Raw genomic sequence first — 22,174 nt, forward strand, 5'->3', positions numbered from 1 at the left:
CTAACATAAAGGGGGCGGGCAATCGACTTTAAATATAATCCCTGACCCTTATGTTTAGCGCATCGGCATCATGTGCTTTAACGATCTTTAAAGCACATGAGCGACTACTAAGATCGAGCACTTTTTCACTTTCAAACTGACGCATACGAAGATTAAAAAAACTTTTGACCATCGGCTGGTCTGGACGCTTGTCACTAGGCTGAATCACGACCGCCAAACAACCATTGCTCAATTCGACCAAAGTCCCCACAGGGTAAACACTCATACAGCGAATAAACTGATAAACCAGTGTTTTATCTAAGCTTTCCCCTGCAAGCTCACTTAAAATACGCATCGTCTCAAAGGGGCTTTTACCTTTGTGATAACAACGCTCTGCCGTAATGGCATCATAAATATCAACAATCGATGCAAGACGCCCTGCCGTCGTTATTTGCTCACCTTCAAGGCTGCGAGGATAGCCACCACCGGAGACTTTCTCGTGGTGCTGTGCACAAATAGAAAGGGCGATATCACTAATGCCTTCCGACTTAGTGAGCACCTCCTCACCATAAAGCACATGATTCCGCATCAACTGCCATTCTTCATCTGTCAGCTTGCCGCTTTTATTAAGAATGTTATAAGGCACCCTAACCTTACCAATATCATGCAGTAATGCGCCCGTCACCAGCTGGTGTAAGTCATTACGCTCATAACCCAAATATCGACAAAACACCCCCATCAATATGCCAACATTGATACTGTGCTCAAGTAAATACTGATCCTTCTCTCTAATCTGACTCAAACATAACAAGGCGTTAGCATTAGTCAGTACCGAATCACACATTTCATCGGCTAACTCTTCCACAGGGCCAACCTCAATTGCTTTGCCCATTTTGACGTCTTTAACGAGGTTGCCCACTAAAGAACGCGCCTCGTTATAAACCTTAGTTGCGCGCTTTCGCTCTTTTTCTAAGGGTGCTTTTAACTTTAGATCTGCCCTGTTCGTCAATACTGGTACGGCAAAACTCGAACCTTTGCCCATCGAGATATCAATGTAGATTTCAGCGATACCCGATGCCTTCAACTTTTTTAATGTTTCAGCGCGACTTATCAAGCCTCGGCTATTCAGCCCGGTGGCCTGTAAATTAGGCGTTTGCTCAGAAACAAACATACCGAGCTCAACTTTTTGGGTGGGAATGCGATAAACGTCCGTCACGAAAGGGCTTCCTCTGGCTTCTTTTGCAGTATAGCCAGCGAAGATCAAACTCGACGGTGTAATTTAAGACTTTTTAGTAAGACCAACACAGCCAGCCTAGGTAACATGAAAGGCCGTAATTATTGCAACTAAGCTGGTTATTCTTTGTAAAGCATCGATAAGAGGCCGCCCCAAGCCTGCGTAACATAGCTCTCTAACAGCAAGATATAAGGCTCCAGTAAAGCGGGGCGAGCCATATAAATAAAAAAGAGCAAAGAGCAGACTACAAATACCGAAGCAAAAAACAGAGGCCATGGTGATTCTGGAGGTAAGTCTTTTAAGGCATTATTTTCAAACTCAACGGTAAAACGCTGACTGACACTACCGCTTAATTCCGAGTCATCACGGGCCTGCGCAGAAGAAAGACCAGACCTATTAACAGATTCATTAGTACCATCAAGACTCTGAGCATAGCCCGTATCACTAGGTACAGCAGCCGTATTTATTGCAGTCGAAGCCGCCGCACGCTCAACAAGCACCTTCTGTAGTTTTTTCACATTGATTGACTCTAAACCGTCAATCAGCTGCTGACCACACTGATAGCGTTTATCAGCCTCTTTGGCTAGCAAATGGTCCAATACTTTTTGCAAAGCCTGTAAGTCGTCGGGTAGCTCAGGTACAGTCGACGTAATATGCTTAATGCCAATTTCCACTGCAGACTCCCCATCAAAAGGAACCTGCCCTGTTAACATTCGAAAAAAGACAATACCGAGACTATAGAGGTCGCTGCGAGTATCCACTGTACGCCCTTTCGCCTGCTCAGGGCTCATATAATGGGGAGTCCCTACAGCCGTACCGAGCTGAGTCATAGCAAGGTCGCTGCGCTCGGCACGGGCAATACCAAAGTCTGTGAGTACGGCAGATCCATCGACCTTTCTAAACATGATGTTTTCAGGTTTGATATCTCGATGAACATAGCCTCGCGAACCGGCATAATCTAAAGCCTTGGCGATATCCTTTATTGCTTGTACTTTCTGGCCTAAAGTCAAAGAATCTTGCAAAGAGGCCAAGTCTGAACCATCGATATACTCCATCGACAGAAAGAATAAACCTTCATGCTCCCCAACCTCATGCACGGTAACGATATTAGGGTGAACCAACTGGCTAGCGATTTGCGCTTCTCGCAAAAAGCGCTCATTGAAATTTTCTTCACGTGCAGCATTTTCATGCATGACTTTTAACGCCACTTTACGCCCAAGAACATCTTGAGTCGCCAGATACACCGTTGCCATCCCTCCTCGACCAAGGGTTTTATGCAAACGATAACCTGGAATACGAATTGTCATACGGGCGGGGCTCTATCTTTGATCGGCAGGTTGGCGAGAGCATAGTAACATTATGTCTACACAACGTTGATTACACTTATCGCTTTTATTCTTATAGGGCAAAGTCAGGCACTTTACCTCTAAAAAGGCCTTATATTGATAACTTAACCTTTTTTAGTCATCAGCGCTTTTTGGCAGCCTTCTTATTTTGCCCCAACCACATATAGACCCCGCTCACTGCCGCCAAGATAAATAGCAGTGCGATTAAATCCATAATAAAAGGACCTATCGAGCCTAAGAAGCGACCTGCGTGCAGATCAAGTACGACACGCTCCCAGCTGAGTTCACTAGCACCATAACTTGCCATAACCTGCTTTTTTACCCACGCGGGTGTTGCCTGAACAGGAGTCAGAGACAGGTTAGCCTGCGATGGCTGCCACTGCATAGTATCGCTATTTAATGCGTACTGGCCGGCAGCACTCACAATACAAAAATGCTGATCACAACGCCCCATGCTTTCAATAGGTGCAGGCAAGCCACTATAGATATCACTGACATCAACCAGATTTAATTGCGCATCAAATAAAGCCAAACTTTGACGACAAGCTACGGCCAAACTGCCTTTAAAAGCGCTGAGAGCAACCAAGGTCTGCGAACATTGATACAGCGGTTTCGCCTCGACATAAACATGAGTTGATAAGGCGGAAACCAACAACACCTTACCGTCAGGAGCCAAACTGTAAGAGCGAAACTCTGGAACTTCCTGGCCATAAAGGGATAAGAGCCAAGGTGAACTGACTTTAAACTTCGCTAAGCGTAAAGCATCAGTGTGATTAAGTAAGATACCGGTAATACTTAACAGCAGAACAACAACGGCAGACATCAAACCTGCACGCTTATGCCAGCGCCGCGCGAGTCGGCGGAAATGTTTCTTTCTCATTACTGCTCTTGAGAGCTCGTCTTTTTATCCAAGTAGAGCGCAACTTTAGCAACTTTTTTCATTGCTCGCACACTCAAGGTGGCGCCGGTGATGCCATCGATACGGCGATCGAGCTTAGTATCCTCACTTAAGCTAGCACCTAAAAACTGCTTTCGAAAGAAAGGGTAACGAATTTCAGAACCACGACTCTCGCGGTACTCCAGCACTTCGATGCCTCGAATATGCCCTTGTTCAACAGAGATCGCCATGGTGATAGGCCTCTCTTTGCCCACCTCATCGAGTATCCAGGTACGTATTTGGCCTTGCTGCCAATAACGCAAACGGGCCCTGCCGAGGCGGTAATCAAAGCGCTGAAGAAGCTCACTTTTATCAGCTTTATTTAACCACAAAGCTTCTTGCTCTGCTGGCTCTGCCGACAAAGAAGCCAAGTACGCCTGTAAACGATCTTCTTCAGCAAAACTTTGTTTACCAAACGTAATAAGAGCGAGTGGCAAACAAAGCATAAGCTGGCGCCAATAGCACCAAAACATCTTAGAACGACCAACCCACACCTAGGTTGAAGCTATCGCCCTTATCTGCATTTTGGTTATCAGACCAATCAGCCTTAAATACAACACGAGGTGTTAACCAGTAGTTGGCACCGTAATCGAGTACTTGCTCTGCATCGCTTTGATCAAAACCAGCAACATTATTCCACTCGTTATAACGAACGAAGAAACCAAGCTGCTCGGTCACTTTGTAAGATGGCTCGATATACCAACCATTCTGTACATCCATACCTTGATCTTTGGCTTGCTCACCATCGATATTCCACTGAGCGGCCAACGCGCGAATACTGAAATCAGCGATATTGTAGATAGCGTGCGCTTCAACCAAGGTAGCACTCGCATCAGAAATCGTGCCCTGAGTTAAGTTTTCTTGGTATTGAGCAGTCGCAGCCAACTCAAGACCTGTTACGCCGGTGTACTTCAAGCGACCGGTGTAAGCGAAGTCATTGGCATTGGCTTTAGCAACTTTTTGACGACCGCTGCGAATTGAACCCAATTCGCCGTCTTCGTCAGAGCTATCTAAACCGCTAGTGAAAGCCACGTCGTAGCTCAAACCTGCAGTAATATCACCACGAAGCATGGCCCCCGCTTCCCACCAAGTGGTAGGAATGATGTTTTTCTCAACAAGATTACGCTCAGTGCCGTAGAAAGTTTCAGGCTCGTGAGTTTCGTTAAGGATACCAACAGGGATTAGGAATTGACCGGCAACCAAACGATGCTTCTCAGCGTAATCCCACTCGATGTAAGCCTGCTCAAGCTCAACTTCACCAGGCTTACCGTCGCCAGACAAACCGTGCTCAAGCTCAAGCTCAGAGAAGAAACGAACTTTTTCATTAAACTCATGACCAACAAACAAAACAAAACGATGCGCGTCGATCTGATCGTCTTTGCCATTAAAATTGTTGTAGTGGATCTCGCCGTAACCACCAATCTTGGTCTTGCGAGCCCAATCCAAGCTCTTGTCAGAAGAACCTGCATCTCCTGAATCAAGCGCATCAGCAGTTGCTTCAACTTTTTGATCAGTTTGAGCTTGAGCTTTCTTAAGCTCAGCAATTTCTTTTTCTTGCGCATCCAAACGCTTAATCAACTCTTCTACTGATGCATCTGCGGCAGCGTTCATTGCTACAGCACTTAAAGCGATAGCCAGTGCAGTTTTTTTCATAGTTCCCCCAAAGAACCTAAGGTCAAATAACAGGACTGCTTTCTTGGAGTAACAACTCGGCTACATCTCAAAGACAAGCGACCTAAATTTTTAGGCCGCCATCGTATACGCAATGATAATGATTATCAACACCTATCACTATCGCATTTAATATTTTTGATTTAACACAAAAAAACCTCCACTAGGGAGGTTTTATATTGGAAAAATACCGCTTTCTAAAGCTAGCTTTGCTCTTCAGCCGGCGCAGCAGAGTCAATCAAGGTCTTTAACTCACCGTTTTCATACATCTCAGTAATAATGTCACAGCCACCGACTAACTCACCTTTTACCCATAACTGAGGAAACGTCGGCCAGTTAGCAAACTTAGGTAGCTCTGTACGAATATCTTGATTAGATAAAATATCAACGTAAGCAAAACGTTGACCACAGGCCATAATCGATTGCGAAGCTCGCTGAGAAAAACCACACTGAGGTGCGTTGGGTGAACCCTTCATATAAAGAAGAATATCGTTATCTGCAATTTGCTTTTTGATGGTTTCCAAAGTGGACATCGTTGCACCTTTTGAAAGTAACTGTATGTAAGAAAAGTAACTATATAAGAAGTCATAAGGCTCTATATAAATTCAAGCTAGAGCCAATACCAAGAGAGAGGACACCTAAGCCCAAGTACCCGACTATTTTACTCAAGTATTTAGCAAAAGGTAAATCTTATTAAATACTTAGCCTCACACATAACATCGATGACAGAGTCACACACGATAAATTGCGCGATAAAATAATCAATAAAACCCTACGTTCCGCGAATTTAGCGCATAAATGAAGCAATAAAGCCCCGAAAGGCTTGTCACTGCACAAAGAAACTTTGTATTATCCCTTTTTTGAACAGGCAGCCATCCAGCTGCCTTTTTTGCTTTTAGGGGGTAATGTTTTATGACGGAGTCAGCGCTGATGAATACCTATGGAACTAGGTCAACCACAATAGTAAAGGGTGAAGGCCCCTATCTTGTGGATGCTGACGGCCGCCGCTACCTCGATGCTATTGCAGGTATTGCTGTATGCGGGCTTGGTTATAGCCACCCGGCTGTAACCGAAGCGCTCTGCGATCAGGCCAACACCCTGATTCATTGCTCCAACCTCTACAACATCGAACCTCAGCAGAAGCTCGGCGACGCGCTTATCAACGCCAGTGGCATGGATAAAGTCTTCTTCTCCAATTCCGGAGCAGAAGCCAATGAAGCTGCCATTAAAATTGCGCGCAAATACGGCCAAGATAAAGGCTTAACATCGCCCGAAATCATTGTGGCCGATCGCAGCTTTCACGGCCGCACCATGGCCACTTTAAGTGCGACCGGAAATAGTAAGGTTCAAGCAGGCTTTGCACCACTAGTAAGCGGTTTTAAGCACGTGGAATATGACAACCTTGCTGCGATCGAAGCCGCCGCAACGGATAATACTGTTGCCATTATGGTCGAGCCAGTACAAGGCGAAGGTGGCGTGCGCGTACCCGCAAACGACTACCTTAATAAGTTACGCGAACTTTGTGATAACAAAGGCTGGCTGCTTATCCTCGATGAAATCCAGACTGGTAATGGCCGCTGTGGTAGCTTTTTTGCCTACCAACAGAACAACATTTATCCAGACGTTGTCACCACCGCTAAAGGGCTTGGTAACGGCGTTCCTATTGGCGCATGTTTGGCGCGAGGCGCTGCTGCAAGCGTATTGCAGCCTGGTAACCACGGCTCAACGTTTGGCGGCAACCCATTAGCAAGCCGCACCGCTTTGGCCGTCGTTAAAGAGATCAATACCGAAACCATGCTCAAGCGCGTCAATGAGCTAGGCGACAAACTGCTATTCGACTTTAAAGAGCAGTTAAGCAATCTAAGTGGTGTGCTCGATGTTCGTGGTAAAGGCCTAATGATAGGTATTGAGCTTGACTGCGACTGCAGTAAGCTTGTTGAAAAAGCAAAAGAAGAAGGTTACTTAATCAACGTCACCAGCGGTAACGTACTACGTCTACTCCCCCCTTTTATTTTGACCGATGACGAAGCGCTGCGCTTAACAGGCGCCATTGTCTCTTTGGTTCACCAAGCGCTGAATAAAAGCGTCTGAAGGAGCGTTCAATGAAACCAAGACATTTCCTCACTCTGCTGGACCTAAACCCAGCAGAGCTAAAAGAAGTTATTGCCAACGCAATTGAGCTCAAGAAAAGCCTGCACCATGACGAAATCAATGAGCAGTTTAAAAATCGCGTACTGGGCATGATCTTTGAGAAAAGCTCAACCCGCACTCGCGTAAGCTTTGAAGCGGGCATGACTCAGCTCGGCGGTGCTGCCCTCTTCTTAAGCCCACGCGACACCCAGCTCGGGCGCGGAGAACCTATTGAAGACAGTGCACGCGTATTATCGCGCATGGTCGACATGATCATGATTCGCACCTTCGCTCACAGTACCGTAGAACGCTTTGCCGAATACTCCAAGGTCCCAATCATCAATGCATTAACGGATGACTACCACCCTTGCCAGCTGCTTGCCGACGTACAAACCTATGTTGAACATCGCGGCCAACCAAGTGGTAAAACTGTTGCCTGGATTGGCGATGGTAATAACATGTGCCACTCTTACATCAATGCCGCACGCCAATGGGACTTCCAGCTCAATATCGCCTGCCCCAAAGGCTTTGAGCCAAACACAGAGCTACTTGAGGCCAATAAAGAGCGTATTAAGTTGGTTCACAACCCCATTGAGGCAATACGCGACGCCGACTGGGTTAGCACTGATGTTTGGGCCAGCATGGGCCAAGAGGATGAGCAGAAGCAACGCGAAGAAGCCTTTAAAGGCTACATGGTCGATCATGAATTAATGAGCCACGCCCATAGCGATGCCTTACTTATGCACTGCTTACCGGCTCATCGCGGTGAAGAAATTAGCGCCGAGCTCATTGAAGATGAAAAAATCAGTGTTGTCTGGGATGAAGCAGAGAATCGCCTGCACGCACAAAAAGCGCTTATGTTGTTTTTAGCTGAGCACAGCGCGTAGTCTAAACACGCTCTTTTTCAAATATTAATCTTGCCAGGCGCACCAAAAGATGAATGGTGCGCCGCCTTTTTAACCTCCTCCTAATTAGATCAACACAGACAAATAAAGCCACTGTTTTTCTAAGATTTTTTTTCATAAAAAACCCTTCTCTACATAAAAACTTCATCTAGTTCAGTTTCTAAACAAGCCACTTTTCCAGCCTCAGAAGTAATCAGGGCTCAAAGGTTAGTAGTCACTGCAGACACAATTAACCAACACTTTATCCACAGCTTTTCCAGCAATTCTTCTGCTTGCAATAGGCGTCCAAGCGCATTATCTTGTGCCCAAGCTTCAAAAAGCCCCAATATATGGTGTTTAGGCCTCAAGAAGACCTATATGCAGGATGCACTCTAAATGAGCTTATGCACATGCAATGTGCACAACTTATAAGCACCCGTACCTTCAACACCGCACTTGTATTGGGCTCAGGTCCTTAGACCCAAATAAGCAGAATATAAAACATCAGCTCCCGCACCTCGTTCATGGCACCTGAGCTGATTAAGCACACACATATATCAACTACAAACGTATCAAGAGTTAGGAATATGCAGACGACTGACACAGGCTCCTCCGCCAGCACACCTTTAAGCCCGGAGGCCTCTGCCTTGGACACAGGAAGTTCCGCCATCGCCGCTACCGCGCCCGGCCAAATTCGCGTTATTAAACGCAACGGTAAAGTTGTTCCTTATACCAGCGACAAAATCGCGGTAGCAATGACCAAAGCCTTCCTCGCTGTTGAAGGCGGCACCGCTGCAGCATCGTCACGTATTCATGAAACCGTTGAAAATCTCACCGGCCAAATTGAAGCAACCTTTAAGCGCCGTATGCCTTCAGGTGGCACCATCCACATTGAAGAGATTCAAGACCAAGTTGAACTGGTCTTGATGCGCTCAGGTGAGCAAAAAATTGCGCGCTCTTACGTTCTCTACCGTGACGAACGTGCGCGAGCTCGTGACGATGAAGACGTATCAAGCAAGCCGGCACAATCAAGTCACGGCCTAAGCTTAGAAATCCCACAGATTAACGTCACCACTCGCGACGGCAAACTGCAAAAGCTTGATGGCGAACGTATTCTGACCGTTGTTGCTGAAGCCTGCTCTGACCTGGATGACGTTCAAGCAGAAGCCATTCTTAAAGAAGCCCTGCGTAACCTGTATGACGGTGTCAGCTTAGATGACGTCAACACCTCACTGGTTATCTCGGCCCGTACCTTGGTAGAACAAGAGCCCAATTACAGCTTTGCCACCGCACGCCTACTGTTAGATAAACTACGTGCTGAAGCGTTGAGCTACCTCGATGTTGCTGAAGAAGCAACACAAGCCGAGATGAGCGACTACTATCCAAAAGCCTTAGAAGCATTTTTGAACTTTGGTGTAAAAGAAGATTTAGTCGACCCAGAACTACTGAACTTTGATTTAAAAGCTCTGGGCGAAGCCATTTTGCCTGAACGCGATCTACAGTTTGGCTACCTTGGTTTACAAACCTTATACGATCGCTACTTCATCCATCACGATGACAACCGCATTGAGTTACCTCAGGTATTCTTTATGCGTGTGGCAATGGGCCTGTCAACAGAAGAAGAAGACCGCAACGGCCGAGCCATTGAGTTCTACCGCTTGCTTTCAAGCTTCGACTACATGAGCTCTACACCGACCTTATTTAATGCGGGCACGTTGCGCCCACAACTTAGCTCGTGCTACCTAACCTCTGTGCCTGACGACCTTCACGGCATCTATGGCGCCATGCAAGACAATGCCATGCTTAGTAAGTTTGCTGGTGGTTTGGGTAACGATTGGACGCCTGTGCGCTCTTTAGGTTCTCGCATTAAAGGCACCAATGGTAAAAGCCAGGGTGTTGTGCCTTTCTTAAAAGTTGCCAATGACACTGCCGTAGCCGTTAACCAAGGTGGTAAGCGTAAAGGGGCCGTCTGTGCCTACCTTGAAACTTGGCACATGGATATCGAAGAATTTTTAGAGCTTAGAAAAAATACCGGTGATGATCGTCGCCGCACCCACGATATGAATACCGCTAACTGGGTTCCAGACCTATTTATGAAGCGTGTATTTACCGACGGTGACTGGACCCTATTCTCACCAGCTGACACACCCGATCTTCACGACCTTTTTGGTAAAGCGTTTGAAGAACGTTATGAAGCGTATGAAAAGCAAGCTGCAGCCGGTGAAATCAAATTAACCAAAACGATCAAAGCCATCGATTTGTGGCGCAAGATGCTCGGCATGCTATTTGAAACCGGTCATCCTTGGATCACATTTAAAGATGCATGTAACTTGCGTAGCCCTCAACAACACGCAGGTGTCGTACACAGCTCTAACTTATGTACAGAAATCACCCTTAACACTAGCCCGGGTGAAGAAATCGCTGTATGTAACTTAGGCTCAGTCAACCTGGCTCAGCACATTGTTGACGGCAAACTTGATCAAGTTAAGTTAGAAGCAACCATTAAAACTGCAGTGCGCATGCTCGATAACGTTATCGACATCAACTACTACAGCGTTGATACCGCCAGAAACTCAAACATGCGCCACCGCCCTGTTGGCCTTGGATTAATGGGTTTCCAAGATGCGCTTTACAAAATGCGTTTATCTTATAGCAGTAATGACGCCGTAGAATTTGCCGACCGCTCTATGGAGCTTATCAGCTACCACGCCATTAAAGCGTCTAGCGACCTTGCTGCTGAGCGTGGTGCTTATTCGAGTTTTGAAGGCTCTCTTTGGAGCAAAGGTATTTTGCCTTTAGACAGCATCGAGCTGCTTAAGCAAAATCGCGGTGAAGAGTTTATAAAGATTGACCAAAGCAGCACCCTCGATTGGGATAGCGTACGTGAGCAAGTTAAGAAACAAGGCATGCGTAACTCCAACGTCATGGCAATTGCTCCAACAGCAACCATTGCCAATATCACCGGTGTTAGTCAATCCATCGAACCGACGTATCAAAACCTTTACGTTAAGTCGAACTTAAGTGGCGAATTCACTGTTGTGAACCCCTACTTAATTCACGACTTAAAAGAGCGCGGTTTGTGGGATCAGGTCATGGTAAACGACCTGAAATACTACGAAGGCTCACTGTCTAAAATCGATCGTATTCCAGACGACCTTAAAGCGATGTACAGCACTGCGTTTGAAGTTGAGCCTCGCTGGATTGTTGAAGCGGCCAGTCGTCGCCAGAAGTGGATAGATCAAGCTCAAAGCTTGAACCTATATATCTCTGGTGCTAACGGTAAGAAGCTTGATATCACCTACCGTATGGCTTGGTACAGCGGTTTAAAAACCACTTACTACTTGCGTGCACTTGCAGCAACAACAACTGAAAAAAGCACCATTGACACAGGCTCACTCAACGCCGTAAGTGCAGGTGCAGGCAATGGCGGCATGGCCGCTTCGGCACCAGAAGCAAGCGCTGAAGTACCAGTACCTGCTGCAGTACCACAAGCCTGTTCTTTGGATGACCCTGATTGCGAGGCCTGTCAATAAGAGTCCAGCGCAAAAACAGCTTAGGTCGAGCAAGCCCTTTTACGATGCTCAACCTAAGCTCCCAAAGAAAAATACGACAAATACTAAAAGTTGGCTTGATTAATTCGGGAAGAATAAACAAACCAACTCACTTTATTGCTTATTTACGGCTGCCTTAGTCTGTACACGATCAGCGCTAAAGGCCCAACAAGCAAAGCGAAACGAGGTTAGAGAGATGTTAAGCTGGGATGACTTTGAAAACGACACTGCAGAAAGCAGTTCCGCCCCAGTGCGTGAAGAAGCACTGACACAAACTAAAAAGACACAAGCAGAGCCAGCGCCAGCAGCTCCTGCTTCTACTGCTGCCAAAAAAGAAGAAGCAAAAGTAGAGTTTAACGCTCCACCTTCCGCTGAAAGTGCCGGCGACGAAGTTGAAAAAGCCAAAGCAGCCATTGCATCTATTGATGTTGCCCCCGGCTTAGAAGAGCTTGAAATGGGTGCTGCACGCGTACAAGTTGATGATAAAGCCATGATCAACTGCCGTGCCGACCTTAACCAACTCGTGCCGTTTAAGTACGAGTGGGCTTGGCAAAAATACCTCGATGGCTGCGCCAACCACTGGATGCCACAAGAAGTAAATATGACTGCCGACGTTGCCTTATGGAAAAGCGCAGACGGCTTAACAGAAGATGAACGCACCATCGTTATGCGCTCACTAGGCTACTTCTCTACCGCAGACTCTCTGGTTGCCAACAACTTAGTGCTGGCTATCTATCGCCACATCACCAACCCAGAAGCTCGCCAATATCTATTACGCCAAGCATTTGAAGAAGCGATTCACACACATGCTTACCAGTACTGTGTAGAAAGTTTGGCTATGGACGAAGCTGAAGTTTTTAACATGTATCGTGAAGTACCTTCCGTTGCCCAAAAAGCAGCCTGGAGTATTGCTCACACGTCTGACATCAGTAGCCCTACCTTTGAAACGGGCACACCAGAAACAGACCAAGAGTTACTGCGCAACTTAATTGGTTTTTACGTCATTACCGAAGGTATTTTCTTCTACTGTGGCTTTACCCAAATTTTATCTATGGGACGCCGAAATAAAATGACCGGTGTTGCCGAGCAGTTCCAATACATTTTACGTGACGAAAGCATGCACCTTAATTTTGGTATTGATGTTATCAATCAGATCAAACTTGAGAATCCACACTTATGGACCGAAGAGTTCCAAGCGGAAGTTCGCCAAATGGTGCTAGAAGGCACCGAACTTGAAATCAACTACGCGCGTGACACCATGCCTCGTGGCGTATTAGGTATGAACGCCTCAATGATGGAAGAGTACCTTCACTTTATTGCCAACCGCCGCTTGTCTCAGCTTGGTCTTGCACCTGCCTACCCTGGTGCAGAGAACCCATTCCCTTGGATGAGTGAAATTATGGACTTGCGTAAAGAGAAGAATTTCTTTGAAACACGAGTTATTGAATATCAAACTGGTGGCGCCTTACAGTGGTAAGCAACACTTAAGTTTACGGGGCTAGCTGGGCAAGCTAGCCCCAAACTAGATCAGTTTTAAAACGGCTTATCAAAACTTAAATATAGAGCCGTAGCAGAATGCGTAGAAAGAGATAGCAGTAGAAACATAAAAATAAGCAAACAATTCATACACTACAACGGCAGTAACCATGCCCACCCGGAGTTAGCGCAATGGACTATAGCAACGACGATGTATTAGTAATGACTTCTACCCGCGACATTGAAAAATTAGCGGAGTGCCTTCTAGATTTAAACTTAAGCGTATTAACCCTTCAGGATATGATCAAACAAATTGGGCGACGACAACAAGATAGCGTTGAACAACTTGAACTAAGCCTAGAAGCCGAAGTCACCTCACGCTTAATGCCCAAAAAAGTCTTACATTAAAAACTTCAAAGCTTTGCGCTAAACGTGTTCGTAAAAAATCATGCAAAAAACATCAAAAACGGCGCCTTCAACACCGGCGTCGTTGACACATGAACCTTCAACAACAGAGCACTTAAAACAAAAAGCGCACGCCACTGCACAAGCAATGCTCAATGAGAGCTTGTTTTATTTTAGTGGTGCCGCCGTACTGCTATCTTTACGCGAAGAGCTAGGGATTTATGAAAACGACCCTGATTTTGCGGTCTTTTGTGCAGTCGTGCACGAGGCCTATGAACTTGGTTTTGATGGTCCGCCTGAGCAGTGGTCTAAGCATGCACGTCACGTTCAACAAGAGCAACTTCGAAGTTCAATTGATTGGGCAAAAGAGATCTCTCTAAACCAATGCCAAGCACTTATGCAACGCTATTCTTAGATCAGTGCCACTCTATGCGCAACATAGGCTGAACATAAACTGAAAACAATCAACAAAGAGATAACTAAACGATCTCCACCAAAGCATGCTTTTGAAAAGCAGCCGGAGCCTGCCCTACCGCTCGCTTAAATGCACGACTAAAACTAATACTGCTGCTATAACCTAACTCATTAGCTATCTGAGCAACACTCATCTGTTGCTTTTCCAACAAACTACGTGCACATTCAATACGGCGCTGCTCTAACAAGCGTTTGTAATTAAGTCCAGATTTATGCATCGCTCGCTCAAGCTCTCTCTCATCAATCCCCATCGATATAGCTAACTGTTGCATGGATGGAAAACTGGTAGGAGAAAAAGGTTTAAGCACCTCTTGTAAGCTCTCTGCAAAATCAAAGCTAGGTAAATCCAATACCGGATCTGTAGCTTTGGCAGGCTTTTTAATGATCATCTGCCGAGCTAGATAAACATGGGGTACCAATAATGCTGGTTGATACTGCCCAAGCTGCAGCTCACCTTGCTGAATAAGTGAAATATTATCCGCACCTTCTAGTTGCTGTGACTGCATTCGAATCTTGCGTGGATGCCATTGCTCACCAGCGACCCAGCGCACCATTTGAGCAATCACAGCTAAACGATACAACTCTACCTGCTGAACCTCTAGCTCCGCACCATCAATACGCCCCATACAAAACCAGTAGCCTTCTGGATCAGGCTCTATCGAGAAATTAGCATTGGTGAGTTCGGTCGGTGCCGTTAACAACAAACGCTGGTAAGCTTGCAAGAGGGTAGGAGCAAAAATCAAATGCCGTCCAAAATCGCTGTGCTCCTGTAAAGGAGTAAAACCAGCTTGCAAACCAAGATCCATCATACCGGTATGACGTGCAGCCAAGCCGGTTAAGATAGATAACTGATTAAAGGGGATAAATGCATCACGTTGAAGCAATAACTCTTCAGACAAACCCACCCTGTTTAATAGTTGCTCAGTAGGCGCGCCTATACGGTCTAATTCTTTCGCAAATGCATCAGCATAGCGCATGCGAATCAAAGGGATTGGAGACATAGAATCATTATATTTTTATACATTTTTTATTATATCCGACTCTCAGCATACCTAGGACTTAGAAAGATAAAAAGTCAGAGGATGTGTTTAGCGACATTTATTCTAAAAAAACAGCAGAATAAATATTTTCTATTATAGATAAAAATAAATCCAACCTAAACACTCAGAAGACAATGTAAAAAAAGCCGACAGGTGCGTAATATAAATCCCTTATAGATTAAAAATAAAACGCACTAAATGACCATACAATTAAACATCAAGAAAGTAGTGCTTTTAACTGACTACGATAGCTACGACTTACTTTTAATTTTTCACCCGACTCTAAAACCAAACTCAACTCACCCGAGGCATCACTAAGCCAAGACTGTATACGCTTGATATTAACTACCGTAGAGCGATGAATACGAATAAAGTCACAAGCAGGAAGTTGCTCAACCAATGCCTTCATTGTGCTACGTAAAATATAAGTTTGTCCTCCTACATGAATACACATGTAGTCGCCAGCGGCATCGACAAAATCTATATCCTCTATTTTTACACGCTGAGTTTCCGAACCATCACGAATACATAAGCTTGCATCTTCAGGCCTTAAACCTCTAAGCCCATTTACGGCTGAGTCTAAAGAACTGAGATCTAAAGAAGACAGGTCCTTAACAAAATTAGATTCAGAAAACAACAACGCACTCTGAGCAAAGTTCAAACGTAATTTAGCTATACATTTTTGTAAGCGGGGAATAGAAACTGGCTTTAATAAATAATCAAGCGCATTGGCTTCAAAAGCTTCAATTGCATATTCATTAAACGCAGTAACAAAAACAACCACAGGTAGTTGACCACACGCCTTGAGCTCACGAACCAATTCAAAGCCGTTCATTCCTGGCATACTTATGTCTAAAAAAATCAAGTCCGGACGGTGTCCGCGGACAAGCTCTACAGCACAGCGACCATTAGCCGCCTCAGCCACAACATGAATATCAGAGAATTCTTTTAACCTAAGCGCAAGCCCCTGACGAGCCAAAGGCTCATCATCGACAATTAAACAGCGAATTTGCTTACTGGTCTTCATGTTTGCAACTCCAAAGGAATTCGAATGCGTGTACTCAAGCCAGAATCAGAAGACATTGAAAACTCATATTTATCGGAATAAAGCGCCGCCAGCCTATCTCGCACATTAAGAACCCCAACACCTTTATTGTTTTTAAGCATCCCCTCTTCGACCTCTGCGCCAGGGCCATCATCTGCCACAATTAAACATAATGTGCTTAAGTCCGTAGTAGCACTAATGCGTAAAGTCCCTCCTGTCTCACTAAGGGCAATAGCGTGTTTAATCGAGTTTTCTACAAGAGGTTGTAAAATCAAACTTGGCACTAACGCCTCTAGGCAGGATTCATCAACAGCCCACACAACCTTTAAACGATCAGAAAATCGAACCTGCTCAATATCCAAATACAAACGTAAGGCATGCAACTCTTGACGCAGAGCGACCAACTGTATCGGATCACTATCGAGTGACAAACGCAAAAAATCACTGAGCTTTTGCGTCATATCATTTGCATTTTCATTACGTTTTAAAAGAATAAGCGTTGAAATGGCATTTAAGGTATTAAAAAGAAAGTGAGGATTTAATTGATAACGGAGCATTTTAAGCTGGGCTTGATGAGCAATATTAGTGAGTTCTAGAGCTTTGTTTTTTTGATCTTGCAATTGCTGATATAAATACGCAGAGAAGTAAATAAAGCTCCAGCACAACATAATTAAAAAAGCCCACAGCATATGCTGGGTATAAGCAAGCAACGGCTGAGTCGCCCAAGTTGACCAATATAAATATTCAGCAATTAAGTTTTTAGAAAAGATAAAAGCCAAAGCAGCAATATAACAGGCCACTAAACCTGCCACCGCTTGCTGCCAAAGTGGCCGGAGAGATATGCGTTGAAAGAAACGACTCAGAAAAGTAGTAATAACAAGGCCTAGGCTTGTTTTAATTAGCAACTCCCAGACCAAATAAGGCGTAAAACCAACACTAATAATATGGCCCGCAGCATGTATAAGAGCAAAAAGCAGCCAACCAATAAGCTGAAAAACAAAAAATCGGTAAGTTTTAGATATCATGTGCGTACCTTTGTCAGCTCAAATAAGCGGACAAACACGCCCAGCTTGAGATTAGCAGCTCACTATAACACCCTTAAAGCCCCAGCTCCCATGCACTTGAACGCAAGCTTTCGACAGGTCAACGAAAAAAACGTACACTAAAAAGCTTGCGAAAGGATATCGCCAACAACGGCTCTATAATATGAGCCTGTAGCACAAAGAGCCTAGGCCGCCTTTCTCCAACTTATTGAACAATGAGCTGCACCTATGCAAACGCTGCCCTTTATTATTGAACTTATCGACAAACTTGTCTGGCCAGCAGTCTATGTATTTACCTTAATCTGCTTAAGGAAGCCTGTATCCCACTTGCTACCTCTTGCACGAAAGCTTAAATATAAAGAGCTTGAGCTTGAGTTCGGCCGCGAGCTAAAAGTGGCTAATGAGCAAGCCGAAGGTGCCTTCCCTGAACTCAAGCAAGATACAAAAGCGAAGCTTGTTTCTCTTGTTGAAAACATGCCTAACACGGCCGTGATTAAAGCCTGGGCTTTAGTCGATGACGCTGCCGAGAACCTATTACATAGCCTAGGGCTCAACGTTAACCTCGATGTCAATAATCGCTACAAAGTGCTTGAAGACACCCTGATTGAACAAGGCGCCATTGATACAAAAATGGCCAAGCTGTTTAGTGAGTTACGTCAACTACGCAATAAAGTAGCCCATGCCGAAACATATGAAGTGGGGCGAGGCGAAGCCATTCAATATATTGAACTGTGCGTTCGCCTACGCGATCACTTCAACCTACTCAGCAAGCAAGAACCAGCCATGCATGCGGCTTAAAAATCAAAACTGGCATTGCCAAAGCTTGCCCCAATGGGGATACACCACACACTTAAGTTTTCAAGCATTGCGATCTCCGACGGAGTCAAAGTCACTAACACAGTCGCGTTATCCCATACTTGTCCAAACAAATTGTCACCCAAGCTTTGTCTAGAATCTAAGTCGTAGAAACGCACATCTCCTAACCCTTGGCCGTCATAATTGAAATTAGTCACCTCTAAGGTACAGTTATTCAAAATACGCGCCCGACCTTCTACTCCGTGAGCAAAGGTTGTGAAATCGGCGACCGCACCTACATTGGCACCATCTCGCTCACAAGACCTATCGTGATCTAGCTCATCGACTAATAACGCTCTGACCTCATCCGCACTTAATAAGGTACTTGTAAGGCTGCCGCTATTGGCAACGAGATTAGCAACATCCGTATCAAAGCTCGCAGAAGCAAAATCGATGTTCAAACCTTGGGCTTGAGTATGTGCTTGCTCAGCAATCTGAATACCATTACTTGCCTCTGCATCTTCATCCAATGAATACAGTAAACGAGCAAAATTAATAAGTGTGGTATCACTGAGCATATATGAACCTGCAAGCTCAAATAAATACGAAGAATCACCGACAGGCATATTGGCTATCTCAGCATCACCAATAAAAAACGCAACCTGTTCACCGTCTAAATGAAAATACTCGCCCGTACTTGAGCTCGTGCCTTGCTGGGTTTCCGTTTGGTAGCGCAAACCTTCAATGTACGGCTTAGATAGCTGAGCATTAAGTTCATTGCCCGTGAGAGGGCTTGGTGATGGACTAGGTGAAGAAAGTGGAGATGGACTAGGTGAGGCCTCAGGTGAAGGGCTTGTTTCAGGGCTAGGCGATGCACTCGCCTCAACCGCGGGGCTAGAGGAGGACCCACCGCCACCACAGGCACTTAGAATAAGTCCCAGAGCAGCAACAGTGCTCAATTGTTTTAATGATTGCATCGTAAGTTCCCATAAGCTCGCCATTTATAGTCACTATAGTTTGTGCAGAATTTCAATTCATCACGGAAGAATCACAAAAAAGGCTCATAAATGACATTGCTGTCCCATAGTTTTAAATGCATACATCGATATATCTATGTCATTGAGCAGCTAGCAACGTTTAATGCTGTGTTAGACATTAACTTGGTAAAAACAGCTGAGACACGGCGAGTATCCATCCATGGAGCCTCAACAGCAGAATCTTAGGAATTGCTCGGCTTAATCTCCTGAGCCGCTCTACCGATTATGTCCATATAATCGTCCTGCATTCCTCTACTTGGCCACATCCGTGTAGCCACATGCCGCTGATGGTCTCATCTGCTTCCACCAACTTCATGTTATCTAGACTTGTGGAACAACAGTGTCATAAATGAGCCTTTTAACCAATACAAAAGCTAACAAGACTAATCAACCCACACAGTATTGTAAAAGCGCACTAAATTCTCCCCAAGAAAACCGGCAATCTCTTCATCTGACCAGTTGTACGTCTCTTTCAAAACCCTAGCAACACCCCACATTTCGCTCGGTTTACCCATATGACTCGGTGTGGCATAGCCCATTTCAACAGGGAAATCCTTAGGGTTATTCAAAATCCAAAGCAAGGTATCCGCATAGTTCCAGACATAGTCCGAGCCGGCACAGACATGCTCCGGCCCAGTTAAATTGCGGATGTACTCAACATGTTTGGCAATTTGAAACGGCGACGCATCACCTTGAGGGTTTAAAAAACCACCGATGAAATTCACGCAAATCACACCACCGCTAGCAGCTACAGCCTGAATAGCTTGAGCCGATGCATTTCTGTCTATAGGCTGAAAAATATCTGCATTAGAATGAGACAGCATAATAGGCTTATCACTAGCAGTAGCGGCCTCAATACACGTTTGATTTGATGAGTGGGAGCAGTCCAAAGCAATTCCTAAACGGTTAGCTTCTTTGATTACAGCAAAGCCTGCCTTATGAACGCCCTGATCCGTACCATCTGAATTTGACACACCGCCATCAGAGTACGGTGTATCAATATTGTAAGTGAACATAAGTTGGCGCATACCCAGCTCATAAAATTCACTTAAGTTAGCTAAAGCCTCTTGCTCATCGCCACTTTGACTCAGAGGCATCATTCCTTGGAAATTGTGAAAAACACCGAGTCTCCCCTGCTTCTTCGCTTTATAAAAATCATCCACGGTTCTAACTTGTAAATACTTTTCTGGTTGGTCGGCCCAGTGCTTATTCGTATCTATCATACGCTGTCTGACAACAGCTGGAGTATCTGGCTTACCAGCATTAGTGATGGTTGCTGAAACCACGTTGTAGTTATTTTCAATCGAGTGAGTCATGGCTTTATCATAAAGCTCAGCAGAAAAGCCTGCGGGAAATCCAGGACCGCCAACCCATAAACTATCAACGATCATGGTTTTCTTAAAACGCTTTTTAATAACGTCGTCTTCTTTAAGCTGCTCTGTGGAGCGTGGATCAGCCACATCAACTAAATAATCAATATAGGCAGAGAATTCAGCCTTCTCCGTTGGGCGTTGACGCATCTCAAACGGCTCAGAGGAGGCCATAGCCGAAGGTCCATACATTTCCGTCTTTAATTTAGATGCAAAAACATCAGCGGTATGCAATGCAAACGCAGAAGCCATAACAGATAAATACACATTAATCTTTTTCATCAAAACTCTCCATTTATAAACACCTAGCCCTTTACAGCTTATTCAAAAAGACTTGCCCATCTTTCATTACAAAAGGAATGCTTTTAATTTCACGCGATGCTCGAGGTGCGGCCCACATATCAAAACTCGCACCAAGTACGCTGATATCTTCAAGAGGGTTACCATCAACCAAAATAATATCAGCATAAGCGCCCTGTTCAATCACACCAAGTTTCGCAGGGTAAGGGTTGTTCTTTCCTGTAAGAGCCATCAATCTGCCATTAGCAGAGGTTAATGCCACAAGGGTTTTGTAGTTACCAAAACCTTCCGAAAACTGCCCCATCTGAAAGTCTCGAATACCGCGTGACGCTAATTTACTACTCACAACAACATCGGTGCCATAACCAATATTGATATTGGTTTCGTTAGCAAGTTTTAACCAGTTGTCATAGTTCTCAATAATTTGCATAACCTTACCGCGTAAAGGTAAGTCCGGATTACCATATTGAGGATGTTTTAACAGCTGCTCAGAAAAACCTGCCATCGCAGGAACCACAAAAGCGCCTTTCTTTTTAACGAGCTTAAAGGTGGATTTTTTTACCATCAAGTTACCGTGTTCAATCGACATCATGCCGGCTTTAAGCGCTCGCTCAACGGAATCATCGTGGTACGCGTGTACGGCCCCAACGGTATCCCACTGAGAGGTTGCCGTAACCATAGCCTTTAACTCATCCATCGTGCCTTGAATCGAGTGCAAGGGGTCACGCATCGAGGTAACACCCCCTCCGGCCATCATTTTACAAAAATCCGCTCCGCCAGCTAAGTTGTTACGACAGGCTTTTAAAACCTCATCAGCACCATCAGCTAATGTTGTGATACCTAAAGCCTGAACCTGCCCCACTTTATTGCCGTCATCTCCCAGTACCTGTGCATTGGTACGCCAGTCTCCGTGACCGGAGGTCTGAGAAATACATGCACCGGCAAGATACATACGAGGCCCGATTAAAGTACCGCTTTCGATATGCTTACGCATACCATCATGCATACCACAGAGGTCACGCACGGTCGTAAAACCTGAATACAAGAACTCCTGAGCGGCGTCATATGCCATCGCACCAATCTCCTCCCAGGTCATATTGCTAACACCATCAATAGCCGCAGGATTATTTAAATACTGAAGATTTAAATGGACATGAGCATCGATTAGGCCGGGCATTAAGGTACGACCCGAGCCATCCACAACCACAGCCTTTGCATTAGCGGCGATAGGTTCAGGAGAAACAGCTTTGATCCTATTTTTTTCAACTAAAACAAAATAGTTTTTATAAAGTTGCTTATCCACACCATTAAATACGTTTACGTTTTTAAACAAAGTTTGCTCAGGTAACTCAGCCTTGTCCTGAGCGTATGTAAAAACGCTTAAGACCATTGCCGCAACCCCAAATACACGGGTAATAACGCTCAAGTTCATAGTTTTTTCCTCATGGTTTCCAATA

The 22,174-nt window shown here is 45.1% G+C and carries 19 protein-coding genes; 7 read left to right on the forward strand and 12 right to left on the reverse strand.

The genetic code is table 11. From position 1 onward, the window contains the following. Positions 1 to 28: 28 nt before the first annotated feature. From AB1S55_RS16690 to grxD, 6 genes are all read right to left on the reverse strand, one after another. On the reverse strand, positions 29 to 1,195 hold the full coding sequence (locus AB1S55_RS16690) for an HD-GYP domain-containing protein (RefSeq protein WP_370979316.1): 1,167 nt from the start codon (positions 1,193 to 1,195) through the stop codon (positions 29 to 31). Between the two features lie 137 nt (positions 1,196 to 1,332). Then, complete coding sequence (locus AB1S55_RS16695) at positions 1,333 to 2,520, reverse strand: serine/threonine-protein kinase (protein WP_370979317.1); 1,188 nt, start codon at positions 2,518 to 2,520, stop codon at positions 1,333 to 1,335. Positions 2,521 to 2,680: 160 nt separating this feature from the next. Further along, positions 2,681 to 3,439 carry a PepSY domain-containing protein gene (locus AB1S55_RS16700; protein WP_370979318.1) on the reverse strand — a complete coding sequence of 253 codons (759 nt, stop codon included), beginning with the start codon at positions 3,437 to 3,439 and terminating at the stop codon, positions 2,681 to 2,683. Continuing rightward, positions 3,439 to 3,942, reverse strand: a complete 504-nt coding sequence (locus AB1S55_RS16705; RefSeq protein ID WP_370979319.1) for an FMN-binding protein — start codon at positions 3,940 to 3,942, stop codon at positions 3,439 to 3,441. The genes AB1S55_RS16700 and AB1S55_RS16705 overlap by 1 nt, the downstream gene beginning before the upstream one ends. Positions 3,943 to 3,970: 28 nt before the next feature. Next, positions 3,971 to 5,149, reverse strand: coding sequence for a porin (locus AB1S55_RS16710; protein ID WP_370979320.1), 1,179 nt, complete (start codon positions 5,147 to 5,149; stop codon positions 3,971 to 3,973). Positions 5,150 to 5,370: 221 nt separating this feature from the next. Continuing rightward, complete coding sequence (grxD, locus tag AB1S55_RS16715) at positions 5,371 to 5,700, reverse strand: Grx4 family monothiol glutaredoxin (protein ID WP_370979321.1); 330 nt, start codon at positions 5,698 to 5,700, stop codon at positions 5,371 to 5,373. Positions 5,701 to 6,079: 379 nt separating this feature from the next. Here grxD and AB1S55_RS16720 point away from each other — a divergent pair, with 379 nt between their 5' ends. The 6 genes from AB1S55_RS16720 (at position 6,080) to AB1S55_RS16745 (ending at position 14,028) form a co-directional block, all read left to right on the forward strand. After that, positions 6,080 to 7,258 carry an acetylornithine transaminase gene (locus AB1S55_RS16720; protein WP_370979322.1) on the forward strand — a complete coding sequence of 393 codons (1,179 nt, stop codon included), beginning with the start codon at positions 6,080 to 6,082 and terminating at the stop codon, positions 7,256 to 7,258. Between the two features lie 11 nt (positions 7,259 to 7,269). Further along, positions 7,270 to 8,184, forward strand: a complete 915-nt coding sequence (gene argF / locus AB1S55_RS16725) for an ornithine carbamoyltransferase (protein WP_370979323.1) — start codon at positions 7,270 to 7,272, stop codon at positions 8,182 to 8,184. A 584-nt stretch (positions 8,185 to 8,768) separates the two neighbouring features. Continuing rightward, positions 8,769 to 11,714, forward strand: a complete 2,946-nt coding sequence (locus tag AB1S55_RS16730; protein ID WP_370979324.1) for a ribonucleoside-diphosphate reductase subunit alpha — start codon at positions 8,769 to 8,771, stop codon at positions 11,712 to 11,714. A gap of 214 nt (positions 11,715 to 11,928) precedes the next feature. Further along, positions 11,929 to 13,209 (forward strand): ribonucleotide-diphosphate reductase subunit beta, encoded by a 1,281-nt coding sequence (locus tag AB1S55_RS16735; protein ID WP_370979325.1) that lies wholly within the window; start codon positions 11,929 to 11,931, stop codon positions 13,207 to 13,209. A 191-nt stretch (positions 13,210 to 13,400) separates the two neighbouring features. Continuing rightward, positions 13,401 to 13,616, forward strand: coding sequence for a hypothetical protein (locus AB1S55_RS16740; RefSeq protein WP_370979326.1), 216 nt, complete (start codon positions 13,401 to 13,403; stop codon positions 13,614 to 13,616). A gap of 40 nt (positions 13,617 to 13,656) precedes the next feature. Next, positions 13,657 to 14,028 (forward strand): hypothetical protein, encoded by a 372-nt coding sequence (locus tag AB1S55_RS16745; protein ID WP_370979327.1) that lies wholly within the window; start codon positions 13,657 to 13,659, stop codon positions 14,026 to 14,028. Positions 14,029 to 14,092: 64 nt separating this feature from the next. On the opposite strand, the gene AB1S55_RS16750 is transcribed toward AB1S55_RS16745, so the two are convergent. The 3 genes from AB1S55_RS16750 to AB1S55_RS16760 form a co-directional block, all read right to left on the reverse strand. Beyond that, a complete protein-coding gene (locus AB1S55_RS16750) occupies positions 14,093 to 15,088 on the reverse strand; it encodes an AraC family transcriptional regulator ligand-binding domain-containing protein (protein WP_370979328.1) in 996 nt (331 codons plus the stop codon). Between the two features lie 256 nt (positions 15,089 to 15,344). Next, on the reverse strand, positions 15,345 to 16,154 hold the full coding sequence (locus AB1S55_RS16755) for a LytR/AlgR family response regulator transcription factor (RefSeq protein WP_370979329.1): 810 nt from the start codon (positions 16,152 to 16,154) through the stop codon (positions 15,345 to 15,347). Next, positions 16,151 to 17,197 carry a sensor histidine kinase gene (locus tag AB1S55_RS16760; protein ID WP_370979330.1) on the reverse strand — a complete coding sequence of 349 codons (1,047 nt, stop codon included), beginning with the start codon at positions 17,195 to 17,197 and terminating at the stop codon, positions 16,151 to 16,153. The genes AB1S55_RS16755 and AB1S55_RS16760 overlap by 4 nt, the downstream gene beginning before the upstream one ends. Positions 17,198 to 17,443: 246 nt before the next feature. On the opposite strand from AB1S55_RS16760, the gene AB1S55_RS16765 reads away from it, so the two are divergent. Further along, entirely contained in the window at positions 17,444 to 18,013 is a 570-nt protein-coding gene (locus AB1S55_RS16765; RefSeq protein WP_370979331.1) for a DUF4145 domain-containing protein, read from the forward strand. On the opposite strand, the gene AB1S55_RS16770 is transcribed toward AB1S55_RS16765, so the two are convergent. The 3 genes from AB1S55_RS16770 to AB1S55_RS16780 form a co-directional block, all read right to left on the reverse strand. Further along, positions 18,010 to 18,987: a DM13 domain-containing protein gene (locus tag AB1S55_RS16770; protein WP_370979332.1), complete on the reverse strand. Its 978-nt coding sequence runs from the start codon at positions 18,985 to 18,987 to the stop codon at positions 18,010 to 18,012. The two genes, AB1S55_RS16765 and AB1S55_RS16770, sit on opposite strands and share 4 nt — an antisense overlap. Before the next feature lie 443 nt (positions 18,988 to 19,430). Then, positions 19,431 to 20,699 carry a dipeptidase gene (locus AB1S55_RS16775; protein WP_370979333.1) on the reverse strand — a complete coding sequence of 423 codons (1,269 nt, stop codon included), beginning with the start codon at positions 20,697 to 20,699 and terminating at the stop codon, positions 19,431 to 19,433. Positions 20,700 to 20,730: 31 nt separating this feature from the next. Then, positions 20,731 to 22,149 (reverse strand): amidohydrolase family protein, encoded by a 1,419-nt coding sequence (locus AB1S55_RS16780; protein ID WP_370979334.1) that lies wholly within the window; start codon positions 22,147 to 22,149, stop codon positions 20,731 to 20,733. Positions 22,150 to 22,174: the final 25 nt, after the last annotated feature.

It is taken from the genome of Agaribacterium sp. ZY112, assembly GCF_041346925.1.
In the GTDB taxonomy this organism is placed as follows: domain Bacteria; phylum Pseudomonadota; class Gammaproteobacteria; order Pseudomonadales; family Cellvibrionaceae; genus Agaribacterium.